Annotated in this window: 10 protein-coding genes; 3 read left to right on the top strand and 7 right to left on the bottom strand. The window is 55.6% G+C overall.

Annotation, left to right across the window (positions count from 1 at the left end; genetic code table 11):
- Nucleotides 1–77: 77 nt before the first annotated feature.
- From AC5EFR_RS19600 to AC5EFR_RS19590, 3 genes are all read right to left on the bottom strand, one after another.
- Complete coding sequence (locus tag AC5EFR_RS19600) at nucleotides 78–2,192, bottom strand: calcium-binding protein (RefSeq protein ID WP_493577425.1); 2,115 nt, start codon at nucleotides 2,190–2,192, stop codon at nucleotides 78–80.
- Between the two features lie 154 nt (nucleotides 2,193–2,346).
- Complete coding sequence (ychF, locus tag AC5EFR_RS19595) at nucleotides 2,347–3,444, bottom strand: redox-regulated ATPase YchF (protein ID WP_299927603.1); 1,098 nt, start codon at nucleotides 3,442–3,444, stop codon at nucleotides 2,347–2,349.
- A gap of 54 nt (nucleotides 3,445–3,498) precedes the next feature.
- Nucleotides 3,499–4,860, bottom strand: coding sequence for an MATE family efflux transporter (locus AC5EFR_RS19590; RefSeq protein WP_493577424.1), 1,362 nt, complete (start codon nucleotides 4,858–4,860; stop codon nucleotides 3,499–3,501).
- A gap of 121 nt (nucleotides 4,861–4,981) precedes the next feature.
- On the opposite strand from AC5EFR_RS19590, the gene AC5EFR_RS19585 reads away from it, so the two are divergent.
- Entirely contained in the window at nucleotides 4,982–5,626 is a 645-nt protein-coding gene (locus AC5EFR_RS19585; protein ID WP_493577423.1) for a TIGR02453 family protein, read from the top strand.
- A 15-nt stretch (nucleotides 5,627–5,641) separates the two neighbouring features.
- Here the strand turns inward: AC5EFR_RS19585 and ppk2 are convergent, their stop codons facing one another.
- The gene (ppk2, locus tag AC5EFR_RS19580; protein ID WP_493577422.1) at nucleotides 5,642–6,658 is read right to left on the bottom strand and encodes a polyphosphate kinase 2; all 1,017 of its coding nucleotides are present in this window, start codon (nucleotides 6,656–6,658) and stop codon (nucleotides 5,642–5,644) included.
- A 183-nt stretch (nucleotides 6,659–6,841) separates the two neighbouring features.
- Here ppk2 and trpA point away from each other — a divergent pair, with 183 nt between their 5' ends.
- Nucleotides 6,842–7,633, top strand: coding sequence for a tryptophan synthase subunit alpha (gene trpA / locus AC5EFR_RS19575; protein ID WP_493577421.1), 792 nt, complete (start codon nucleotides 6,842–6,844; stop codon nucleotides 7,631–7,633).
- On the opposite strand, the gene AC5EFR_RS19570 is transcribed toward trpA, so the two are convergent.
- Both AC5EFR_RS19570 and AC5EFR_RS19565 read right to left on the bottom strand, forming a co-directional pair.
- Nucleotides 7,621–8,961 (bottom strand): ATP-binding protein, encoded by a 1,341-nt coding sequence (locus AC5EFR_RS19570; protein WP_493577420.1) that lies wholly within the window; start codon nucleotides 8,959–8,961, stop codon nucleotides 7,621–7,623. The two genes, trpA and AC5EFR_RS19570, sit on opposite strands and share 13 nt — an antisense overlap.
- Nucleotides 8,962–8,972: 11 nt before the next feature.
- On the bottom strand, nucleotides 8,973–9,518 hold the full coding sequence (locus AC5EFR_RS19565) for a heme NO-binding domain-containing protein (protein ID WP_493577419.1): 546 nt from the start codon (nucleotides 9,516–9,518) through the stop codon (nucleotides 8,973–8,975).
- Nucleotides 9,519–9,676: 158 nt separating this feature from the next.
- Here AC5EFR_RS19565 and AC5EFR_RS19560 point away from each other — a divergent pair, with 158 nt between their 5' ends.
- A complete protein-coding gene (locus AC5EFR_RS19560; RefSeq protein WP_493577418.1) occupies nucleotides 9,677–10,840 on the top strand; it encodes an alpha-hydroxy acid oxidase in 1,164 nt (387 codons plus the stop codon).
- Between the two features lie 45 nt (nucleotides 10,841–10,885).
- Here the strand turns inward: AC5EFR_RS19560 and AC5EFR_RS19555 are convergent.
- Nucleotides 10,886–11,845: MFS transporter (locus AC5EFR_RS19555; protein WP_493577417.1), on the bottom strand; the 960-nt coding region annotated here is incomplete at its 5' end.

Raw genomic sequence — 11,845 nt, 5'->3', positions numbered from 1 at the left:
CGCCCCTCCCCCCCTTTGGTCAAATCGAAAAGGCACCGCAGTCTTGCGATGCCTTTAAAGTGTACCGGCTTGAGCGTTTAAAACTCGTTGAGCACCTCATGCTCAAACACCACATTTGTTGCGTTCAGATCGGCAATATCAACGCCTTCGAGCAAGACAGAGTTATTCCCAAAGCTGACCAACGCACCTTGGTCCGTTTGGCTAAGCGTCGCGGCAAGGTCCGGGAGCGGAGTGCCGTTGAAATAGCTCACCAAAATCTCATCCTGATCGGTATCAAACCCTTGGATCGTGTCGTTGCCCTCGTTGTAATCACCTGAAAAGACAAACTGATCATTGCCCGCGCCGGTGATGATCAGATCATCGCCAACGCCGCCAATAACCGTGTCATTGCCGCTGCCATCTTCGATCACTTCGGCGGCCTCCCCATCGGTATTCATCCCTTGCACACCGGCAAAAAGGTCGTCGCCGGTGCCAAGATCGTAATGATTGTTAAAATCATTCCCGAGGATCGTGTCATTGCCACTATGGCCGCGGAACACCATCCCCTCGACCTCAAGCCCAATAAGGAACAAGTCATCGCCGCTTGAGCTGATCAGTTCTTCAAAATTATAGGCTTCGGCAAAGTGGTTAGCCGTGCTTCCGGCGGCGGATTCAATCGAAATCCCGTGGGGGTTTGTGGTGAAATCACCCACAACAATGCCGTCAGAATAGGGCGCATAGCTGAACCGCAAGATGTCGTGGCCCTCGCCCCCGTCAAAATAGTCGGTCCCGCCGCCGCCATAGACGCGATCATCGCCGCCCAAGGCAAAGACATGGTTGTCACCAGCCTCATCAAACAGCCAATCGCCGTAGTCTGAGCCGGTGATCACACCGCTGACAAAGGTGACTTCAGTCCAGACCGTATTGTTGGTCAGATCGCCATCCGTCCATTCATAATACGTGCTGTCTTCGTCCAGAACGATGCCAACGTAATAGCTCCCCGTCTCGATCCCGCTTGGCAAAGAAGTTGAAAAACTCACGGTGCTGGTCTCACCGGGATCGACCGACATATTGCGTGATTGCAAAACGGTATCGCCCGCGTCAAACACCGCATCCTCGCTCAGGATCACCTGATACCCGACAGATTCTGAGCCCTCGCTTGGCGCGGTATCACGGGCAACATCAACCTCAAGCGCAAGTGTGGCCCCCGGAGCAGAAATATCAACAAGCCCCTCGCCCGGCCCAATGACCCGAATGGCCTCGGCCGAGAAATCAATAACATCCGGGCCGCGCCCCGCGACATGGACCTCTACCCATTCAGTCGCGTTGTCGGTTTCGTCAAACTCCGCCACCTCGTTCACCGCATCGACAACCGCCGCCACATAATAAGTGCGATCCTCTTCGAACCGCGGAAGGTCATAGCCCGCCCCCCTCGAAAACTCATAAGTCGGCGTGCCAATGGTCTGATAGGTTCCGATGCTATAGGCCCCGTCAAAGCTTGGCTGGGTCGAAAAATAGACTGTGGTCACAACCTGACCTTCCATCGGCTCAATATCCGATGAGACGTTAAAGCGGGTGTAAATCGTTCCACCACCGCGCAAATCCGATGTGTCCAAGATGTCCAAGTCACCAATCGAAAGATTGAACGTCGGCGCATCAATCAAGGTTTCGAGATCGACAATACCGTCGTCAAAGCGGATGTTTTCGATATTTGAAATCGTGGTTGCATAGCCGTCCACATGCGCCAATTCAAAGGCACCGCCACCGATATGGCTCACCGTGTAATCGGCACGATTGCCTTTGAGATAGGCCAGATCAATGCCCGCGCCGCCATCTAGCGTGTCATTGCCGTCGTGCCCATAGGCGCGCAGGGTGTCATCGCCCTCCCCACCTAGCAAGGTGTCGCTGCCGATGCCGCCTTTGACCATATCATTGCCCGCGCCGCCCGATACGTAATCATCGTCCTTGCCGCCGTTCAACGTGTCGGACCCGTCACCGCCCAACAACGTGTCATTGCCCTTGTTGCCGTTGATGAAATCATCCCCCTCACCGCCTAGGACGCTGTCGTCGCCATTGCCACCTTTAAGTGTGTCGTTGCCAATATCACCGATCAGGGTGTCATCCCCGCCGCGCCCGACCAAGGAGTCATCTCCAAGGGCGCCTTCTAGTAAATTGTCTTTATTATTGCCGCGTATAGAAAGTCCGACTGGCATCTTTGCTCTCCTCAAATGCACTCGCTAATTCACCCTTTCAGGTTGAGTGCATTTGAATCACCGCGACGAAAGTCCGTCAAGCCGCCGGATGCCTGCCAAACAAAAAAGCCGCATGATCTCTCATGCGGCTTTGCTATTCGTAGCAAACGGCGTCTTAGGTGTTGAACAAGAAGTGCAACACGTCACCATCCTTGACCATGTAACCTTTGCCCTCGGCGCGCATCTTGCCCGCATCCTTGGCCCCGTTTTCGCCATCACAAGCCAAATAGTCGTCATAGGCGATGGTTTCGGCCCGGATAAACCCACGCTCAAAATCGCCGTGGATGACACCGGCCGCCTGTGGGGCCAATGTGCCCTGACGGATCGTCCAGGCGCGCGCCTCTTTGGGGCCGACGGTGAAATAGGTCTCAAGGTGCAAAAGCTCGTAACCGGCTTTGATCAACCGATCCAAACCCGCTTCTTCCAGACCCAGTTCGCCAAGGAACATCTCGGCTTCTTCGTCCTCAAGCTGGCTGATCTCTTCTTCGATCTTGGCCGAAATCACCACATGGGTGTTGCCTTGGGCCGCGGCCATTTCCGCAACTTTTTCAGATAGATGGTTGCCGGTCGATGCTTCGCCTTCGTCAACGTTACAGACATACAAAACCGGCTTGGTCGATAGCAATTGCAGCATCTTCCAGGCTTTCATGTCCTCGTCGTCAACCTCGACCAAACGCGCCGGCTTGCCCTCTTCAAGCATCGCCATGGCGTCTTTCATCAAACGCTCTTGCTGAACCGCTTCTTTGTCACCACCGCGCACCTTGCGGGTGATGGTCTGAAGCCGCTTTTCCAGCGATTCCATATCGGCAATGATCAGCTCGGTTTCGATGGTTTCGGCATCGGCCACTGGATCAACCCGGCCATCAACATGGGTCACGTCTTCGTCTTCAAAACAGCGCAACACATGGGCAATGGCGTCGGTTTCACGAATATTGGCGAGAAACTGGTTGCCCAAGCCTTCGCCCTTGGACGCGCCTTTGACCAGACCGGCAATGTCGACAAAGGTCATGCGCGTTGGAATGATCTGTTTTGACCCGGCAATCGCCGCCAATTTATCAAGGCGCGCATCCGGAACGGCCACGTCGCCGACGTTCGGTTCGATCGTGCAAAACGGAAAGTTCGCAGCCTGCGCCGCGGCGGTTTTGGTCAATGCGTTAAACAAGGTCGATTTGCCCACATTGGGCAGACCCACGATTCCCATCCGAAAGCCCATGCTGGCAACTCCTTTGATATGACGGGCTGCTTCTAGGGCCTAACCGCGCCCAACTCAAGCGGTTCCGAAGCGTGGCACCGCATGGGTCCAAAAACGCCACGCCAACAACACCGCCGCTAGGCCCAAACCAACCACCAAGCCGATCCAAATCCCCGCCGCGCCCCAGTTCAAGACAAAGCCAAAGATATAGGCCGAAGGCAGTCCGATCACCCAATAGGCAAAGGTCGCCATGACCATAGGCACCTTGGTATCAAGCAAGCCGCGCAACAACCCGAGATGAATGACCTGCATCGCATCCACCAGCTGGAACAAAGCCGCAAGCGCCAAAAGCATGGTGCCAAGACGCAGCAACTCACCAAGCTGTGCCTCTTCTGGGTCAAAGAAGACGCCCAACAGGGTTTCGGGAAACAACAGGAAACCCGCCGTGGCAAGCGCAACCAATGCCAGCGACAGCACAATCACCACCTTGGCCCCGCGCACCAGATGCGCCCCATCACCGCGCCCTTTGGCATTGCCGGCGCGGATTGTGGCCGCGTTGGAAAGGCCGACGTGCATCATAAAGGTCGCGCTGGCGATCTGAAGCGCCGCACCATGGGCCGCAAGGGGCACTTCGCCCAGCCAGCCCATAAGAACGGCGGAAAACGCGAACAACGCCACTTCGGCCAAAGTCGTCAACCCAATCGGGAGGCCAAGCCGGAGGACCTGCAAAAACATATCTGTGTCGGGCTTCCAGAAACGTACAAATAACTGATGATGCGGGAGTTTTCGCAGGGCATAGACAATGGTGAGAACCAACCCGGCCGAGGTCGACAGCACAGAGGCAATCGCCGCCCCCTGCAGGCCAAGCTCGGGCGCGCCCCAATTGCCAAAGATCAGCGCGTAGTTGGCAAATATGTTCACAACCGCCGAGGCCAGCGTGATCCAAAGAACGATCCGCGTGTGTTCCAGCCCGGCCAGATAGCTTTTGAGCACCATAACGCCCAGCGCTGGCAACATGCCCCACCCGGCAATCCGTAGATAGGTTTGGGCGTTTTGGGCAACCTCGGCCTCCTGTCCCATGGCGCTAAGGATCGGTTCGGCAAACCACATAAGCGGCATAACGGCGCCAAAGAAGATCATCGACCACCACAGTGCCATACGAGTTGACCGGCGGATTTGCTGATCATCATCACGCGTGGCAAAATCCGCCACCATCGGCATCACTGCAAAGGCAAAACCCGATCCAAAGAGCAGCAGCGAAAAGAAAAAAGACCCCGCAAGCGTCATCGCCGCAAGTTCCGAAACCCCGTACCAGCCCATCATAATCGTATCAGTCAGGCCAATGGCGAATTGCGCCAAATGCCCGCCAACCAAAGGCAAACCAAGGACCAGCACGGCGCGTCCGTGCTGCACATATGTCATTTCTTTTTGAATCATCCCACGGGCCTAAAGCTGCATCTCAGGTTGCGCAAGGATTCTCCGATCATCTGTCACGATCCTCCCCCGACCGTCACGATTTGTGATAGGATGGAGGTGTTTTCAACGATAGGGTTTTGACATGTCGGACAGTGTAGAGACGGCAAATTTGTTTGAAGATGCGACGGCTTTTTTGGCTGATCTCAGCGCCAATAATTCCCGCGATTGGTTTCACGCCAATAAGCTGCGCTATGATAGCCTGTTAAAAAGGCCTGCTGAAAAACTGGCAAGCGATATGGCCCATTGGTTTGAAGATAGCCAAGGCGTTGGTGTCAAACCAAAATTGTTTCGACCGCATCGGGATGTGCGGTTTTCCAAAGACAAGACCCCCTACCACACCCATCTACATCTTATGTGGTCATTGCCTGATGGGCGCAGTTGGATGTTTGGTCTTTCGCCCACCTACGCTACCGCCGGTGCCGGTGTGATGGGGTTTGAAAAGGGGCAGATTGATCACTACCGCGCCGCCGTTGACGGTGAGGCCGGGCAAGAGTTGACCGAGCTTCTAGCGGTTGGCAATTGGCGGTTCGATGAGCCCGAGCTTAAACGTGTCCCCGCCCCCTACCCGTCAACGCATGATCGCGGTGATCTTTTGCGTCGCAAAGGGTTGGTTGTGTGGCGCGACAATCTTGACAATGCTTTGCACAACAATCCGCAACAGGCCCTGCAAGCGGCTTTTGCTGAATTGACACCTGTGCTGGATTGGTTAGGCCGCGCCCTGACCTAGGCGCGGCCCTTTGGATTAGGATGTTGATTTACGCGATGTTGGGTGCAGCGCAGTGCCTAAAATATGGTCCGAGCGGTGGATCACATGGCCAGCACCGCCAACAATCAACGGATCCGCAGGTTTGGCGATCGACGGGTCTTTGCCCGGATAATCCAATGTCGACAGGAAGTGACGCATGCAATTCAGGCGCGCGCGCTTCTTGTCATTGGATTTGACCACGGTCCAAGGCGCATCTGCGGTGTTTGTGTAAAAGAACATCGCTTCTTTGGCTTCGGTGTAATCATCCCACTTGCCAAGCGACGCTTTGTCAATTGGGCTAAGCTTCCACTGTTTGAGCGGATCGGTTTCACGGCTTTCAAAACGCGAGCGCTGCTCATCTTGGGTGACCGAGAACCAATATTTGTAAAGACGAATACCCGAGCGCACCAACATCTGTTCAAGATCAGGGGTTTGGCGCATGAACTCAAGGTATTCATTTGGTTCACAGAACCCCATGACCCGCTCAACACCGGCGCGGTTATACCAAGACCGGTCATAAAGAACGATCTCACCGGCGGTTGGCAAATGGTCGATATAGCGCTGGAAATACCATTGGCCGCGCTCTTCGTCGGTTGGTTTGTTCAAGGCAACAACGCGGGCATTCCGTGGGTTCAAATGCTCGGTAAACCGTTTGATCGTCCCGCCCTTGCCCGCGGCGTCACGGCCTTCAAATAGCAAAACAAATTTCTCACCAGTCTCTTGCGCCCAGAGCTGCACCTTGAGCAACTCGGCCTGCAACTTGGCCTTTTCTTTCTCATACTCCTTACGCGACAGCTTGGTCTTGTAGGGGTATTCACCGGTTTCAAAAGCCCGGCGGATGTCATCTTGGGACGGTTGATTGCCTTGAGCAGCCGCAGCTTCCGTCACCTCAACAGCCGGCGTTACCGGTGCGGCAGCCGGTTTCGGGCTCGCCGCTGCAGCCCCGTTTGGTGTGGCCTTGCTCTGGGTTGCAGGGGCTTTGGCGGTACTGGTTGAGGTCCGAGCTGTGGTCATAAAAAGTCCTTTCACTGTGTTTGCGCAAAGCCTAACCCAAACCACGCGGCCTCACTTTGACCCCTGTCAAAAAACCGTCACAAAACGCACATCTATTGCGATCAATTCATCCGATTGCCCGGATGCCATTGATTTTCCGGCGCGCTTCCGGCAACACGGCCTGACCATCCTGCGGAGAGCCCCATGACTCGTATCGACACCAAATTCGCCCAGCTTGCTGAACAAGGCAAAAAAGCCTTCGTCGCCTACATCATGGCCGGTGACCCGGATGTGGACCGTTCGCTCGAACTGATGAAGGGCATGCCAGAGGCCGGTGTTGATGTTATCGAACTTGGCTTGCCCTTTACCGACCCGATGGCCGATGGTGAAACCATTCAACTGGCGGGCCAACGCGCGCTGGATGGCGGCATGACGCTGGATAAAACCCTGCAAATGGTGCGGGATTTCCGGGCGACCGACAACACCACTCCGATTGTTTTGATGGGCTATTACAACCCGATTTATTCGCGCGGTGTTGATCGTTTTCTAGTCGATGCCAACGAGGCCGGAATTGATGGCTTGATCATCGTCGACCTGCCCCCGGAAGAAGACGAAGAGCTTTGCATTCCGGCGCAAAAGGCCGGGCTCAACTTTATCCGCCTTGCCACGCCAACCACCGACGACAAACGTCTTCCCAAGGTTCTGCAAAACACCTCGGGCTTTGTCTATTACGTCTCGATCACCGGCATCACCGGTGCCGCCGCGGCCCAGGCCACCGATGTCGCCCCTGAAGTCAGCCGGATCAAAGCCAAAACCGATCTGCCCGTGATTGTGGGCTTTGGCATCCGCACCCCGGACACAGCGCGCGATATTGCATCCGTCGCTGATGGCTGTGTGGTCGGATCGGCGATTGTTAGCGAAATGGCCTCTGGCAAACCGGTTAGCGACGTTCTTGCCTTTGTGAAATCCCTTGCCGACGGCGCTCACTCAGCCTGACGCAAAAGCAATTCGGCCATCACATCGGCAAGCTCCTCTCGTCGGATGGGCTTGGCCACATGGGCATCCATGCCCCGGCGCAAATAATCTGAAACTTGGTGGGTCATTGCGTTTGCGGTTAGCGCGACAATGGGCACCGGTTTCATGCGTTTGGCCCGCTCAAACACCCGAATGCGCGCCGCAGCCTCAAGGCCACATAAGACCGGCATATTCACATCCATCAAGATGATGTCGGATGGAGAGGCTTGAAAGGCCTTGACCAACTTGGCCCCATCCTCAACAATTTGAATGTCAAAGTCGTAGCGTTTTAGCAGCAATTCCAAAACCATACGGTTTGTTTTGTTGTCCTCTGCCGCAAGAACACGCCATTTTTTTCTCGTCAAAACCGTTTCGGCATCAAGCGGTTTGTCCAATTCTTCGGCGGCGCTCCGCTCCCCTGGTTCCACCTGCATTGTTGCCGTGAAAACGGACCCGCGGGTTTTGTTCGGGTGATAGGTCAAATCGCCGCCCATCAACCGGCACATCTGCCGCGAAATCTCTAGTCCCAGGCCGGTGCCGCCATATTTGCGCGCCACTGACGGATCTGCCTGTTGATAGGCTTGAAACAGTTTGCCTTCATTTTCCTCGGCAATCCCGGCCCCGCTGTCTGTGACCACCAACGTAAGAAAATTGTCCTCAACAAAGGCTTCGACACTGATTCCACCGCTCTCTGTGAACTTTACCGCATTTGACAGCAGGTTGGTAAGCACCTGACGAACCCGCGTTGGGTCCCCCTTGACATGCCCCCGCAATCCGCTCCCAAATTCCAGATCGAATTGCAGCCCTTTCTCCGACGCCTTGGAGCCAAATAATTTGTGTGTCTGGCGGATTAACTTGGGCAAATCAAAGCTGACATTTTCAACTTCCATCTGGCGTGCTTCGATTTTGGAGAGGTCCAAAAGGTCATTGAGCAGGACCAAGAGCACATCCGCCGAGGATTGGATGACCCCCACCATCTCCGATCTCGGCGCGTCCAACTCTGTTTCCTGCAAAGCCGTTGTTATACCGATAATTCCGTTTAACGGCGTGCGGATTTCATGGCTGATCATCGCCAAAAAACTGCTTTTGGCGGCGCTGGCATCCTCGGCCACTGTTTTGGCCTGCTCCAAGTCAGCCGTGCGACTTTTCACTGTCGCTTCAAGGTTTTCGGCCTGCGACTTAAGCTCTTGATACGCATCAAAAAGCTGGCGGCTTTTCTCTTCCAAAATACGCTCGGCCTGTTCGCGGGCCGCCCGCTCCCGTATGTAACGCCGTCTTGAGACCTTGTCGTCGCCAGTTTGGGGGTCCACAACAACCACGCCTAACCCGCCAATCGGACCATGAACACGGCCCGCCCCGTGCCATTTGCGCTTTGGTCGTCCACTGTGACCTCCGCCGGATCACCAAAATGCGCGATACATTCTTCGATTAAACCCCGGCAAAACGGAACCAAAGGGCGTTCGGATTGATAGGTCATCTCCAAACTAGTCCCATCTGGTCGGCGCGTATCAAACTTGGGGAGTTCCGCATCGGGGTAAAGCTTGCGCACCTCTACGTGAACTTCATTCTCAATCGCATCCAACATATCTAAAACATTAGATTTTCCGGCAAAAAACTCAGGGTATCCCTGCGAAAACCGTTTAAGCATCCAAGCGCCAAATTGACGTTGCAACTCTTCTATCGAGGCACCGCTCCGATCGCTGATCGCCCCGACGATTTGCATCAACTCTCGACAGGGATAATTGCCGACCGAGGTGTAGGATCCATCGCTTTCCAGCGCCAGATCATCCAAAATCTGGTCAACCACATCCTCACCCAGAGCTTGTTCTGCCATATCCAACAGCTCCGTAAACACCATGCCCTTCATAGCGGCCCTCTGACAAACACGTTGCGATCAGTGATAGGGCATCGCGATGAACAGCATCTTAAAACGGCTCTATTGACGCAGAGCCAATTTCGTTGATTGCAATCTATTCGCCATATTGGTAATCATCCTTTACCAATTCGCCCATTTGTGAGAGCGCCATGCCCGTCATAACCGAAATCGAAGACCTCAAACGCATCTACCGCCGCCGTGTGCCCAAGATGTTTTATGACTATTGCGAATCCGGAAGCTGGAGCGAACAGACCTTTCGCGAAAACAGTTCCGATTTTGACAAGCTCTACCTGCGCCAACGCGTTGCCGTTGACATGGCCGGGCGCTCGACCAAGACCCAGATGATTGGTCAGGATGTGGCGATGCCGGTGGCCTTGGCCCCGGTTGGCCTGACGGGGATGCAGCATTTTGACGGTGAAATCAAAGCCGCCAAAGCCGCCGAAAAATTCGGGGTTCCGTTTTGCCTCTCGACCATGTCGATCTGTTCGATCGAGGATGTCGCTGAAAACTCCAGCGCCCCCTTTTGGATGCAGGTTTATACCCTCAAAGACGATGACTTCATGCAGCGTCTCTTTGATCGTGCAAAAGATGCCAAATGCTCGGCGGCGGTGATCACGGTCGATCTGCAACTGCTTGGCCAGCGCCACAAAGATCTGAAAAACGGGTTGTCCGCCCCGCCCAAGCTGACCCCTCAATCGGTCGCCAATATGATGACCAAGGTGCACTGGGGCCTTGGTATGTTGCAGACCAAGCGCCGCTTCTTTGGCAATATCGTTGGTCATGCCCAAGGTGTTGAAGATGCCTCGTCGCTCTCCTCTTGGACGGCCGAAGCCTTTGACCAATCGCTCAACTGGGACCGCATCCGCGAGTTCCGCAAAATGTGGGATGGGCCGCTGATCATCAAGGGGATCATGGACCCGCGCGACGCGCTTGAGGCCTGTAACGTCGGGGCCGATGCCATCATCGTTTCCAACCATGGCGGGCGGCAATTAGACGGCGCAATCAGTTCCATTCGCGCCCTTGAACAGATCATGGATGCGGTTGGCGACAAGATCGAAGTGCATCTTGATAGCGGTGTGCGCTCGGGTCAGGACGTGCTCAAAGCCGTTGCCATGGGGGCCAAGGGCTGCTGGATCGGCCGGGCCTATGTCTATGGTCTTGGTGCTATGGGCGAGGCCGGTGTGACCAAGGCGCTTGAAGTGATCCACAAGGAGTTGGACATGTCGATGGCTCTGTCTGGTCACACCGATATCACCAGCGTCGACAAGGATATCCTGATGATCCCAAAGGATTTTTCCAACGAATGGCGATAAACGAAAGGCCGGGCAATGACCCGGCCTTTTCTTTGCGCGCGCACCTTAGGGGCGATAGCGCGCCACCATTGGCACAAGAACCAAGGGCACCAACAACAAAAGCACCGAGATGGCGGTAAAGGAGACCGGCAAGCCAAACCCTTCGGCCAAAAACCCCATCAACGGTGGCCCGATAAAGAAGCCGCTATACCCAAGAACCGCAATACGTGAGATCGCCAGCGCCTTTTTGTCATCGGGCACCATGCGCCCGACCCAAGCAAAGGCCATCGGGGCCACAACCGACACGCCAATCCCCAAAAGGCCAAAGCCCAGATAGGCAATGACGAGGCTTGGGGCCCAGGCGGCAATCGCCGAGCCAAGCGCCGCTATCACCGTCGCCACGCGGATCACCGCCGCTTCGGACCAATAATGCACAATCACCTGACCGGAAAGACGCCCCACCGCCATGGTTATGCCAAGGATCGCCGGGCCAAGCGCCCCTTCCGCGGCCCCTGCCCCAACTCCGCGCTCAAGATGCAAGGCTGACCACCCCTCGGTTGCCTGTTCGGTCATAAAGCCGAGCAAGACGATCATTCCCGCCGGGAACAACAACACCCAAGGCAGGCGGCGTTTGGCAACCTCTTCGGAGACCGGCTCTGGGTCCGGCACCGGGGCGGCAATCATCTGCAAAATCAACAGCCCACATAGGGCAACACCAGCGGCAAAAATCTCGGACGGCGTCCAGCCGATTTCGCGACCAAGCCCCGCCATAAGCGCCGACACCGCATAAGCAACCGAGAAAATCCCATGCGCTAGGTTCATCAATGGCCGCCCCGAACGCCCCTCAAGGATCGAAATTCGTGCGTTCATCGCGACGTCCAAGGACCCCGACCCAATGGTCGCCCCCATCATCACCACCGCCAAAAACACCCCGTTTGTGGCATAGCCGGGAAACAAGAACGCCCCCGCCATCACCGCCGCCAATACCGGCAAGGTCCAGCGCCCCAATTTGGCTTCGGCGCGGGG

Source organism: Pelagimonas sp., from assembly GCF_058892305.1.
This window is presented reverse-complemented; position numbering and strand designations above follow the sequence as displayed.

Coding starts and splice junctions, on each gene's coding strand:
- AC5EFR_RS19600 (WP_493577425.1), bottom strand. CDS start 2,192: ATGCCAGTCGGACTTTCTATACGCGGCAATAATAAAGACAATTTACTA.
- ychF (WP_299927603.1), bottom strand. CDS start 3,444: ATGGGCTTTCGGATGGGAATCGTGGGTCTGCCCAATGTGGGCAAATCG.
- AC5EFR_RS19590 (WP_493577424.1), bottom strand. CDS start 4,860: ATGATTCAAAAAGAAATGACATATGTGCAGCACGGACGCGCCGTGCTG.
- AC5EFR_RS19585 (WP_493577423.1), top strand. CDS start 4,982: ATGTCGGACAGTGTAGAGACGGCAAATTTGTTTGAAGATGCGACGGCT.
- ppk2 (WP_493577422.1), bottom strand. CDS start 6,658: ATGACCACAGCTCGGACCTCAACCAGTACCGCCAAAGCCCCTGCAACC.
- trpA (WP_493577421.1), top strand. CDS start 6,842: ATGACTCGTATCGACACCAAATTCGCCCAGCTTGCTGAACAAGGCAAA.
- AC5EFR_RS19565 (WP_493577419.1), bottom strand. CDS start 9,518: ATGAAGGGCATGGTGTTTACGGAGCTGTTGGATATGGCAGAACAAGCT.
- AC5EFR_RS19560 (WP_493577418.1), top strand. CDS start 9,677: ATGCCCGTCATAACCGAAATCGAAGACCTCAAACGCATCTACCGCCGC.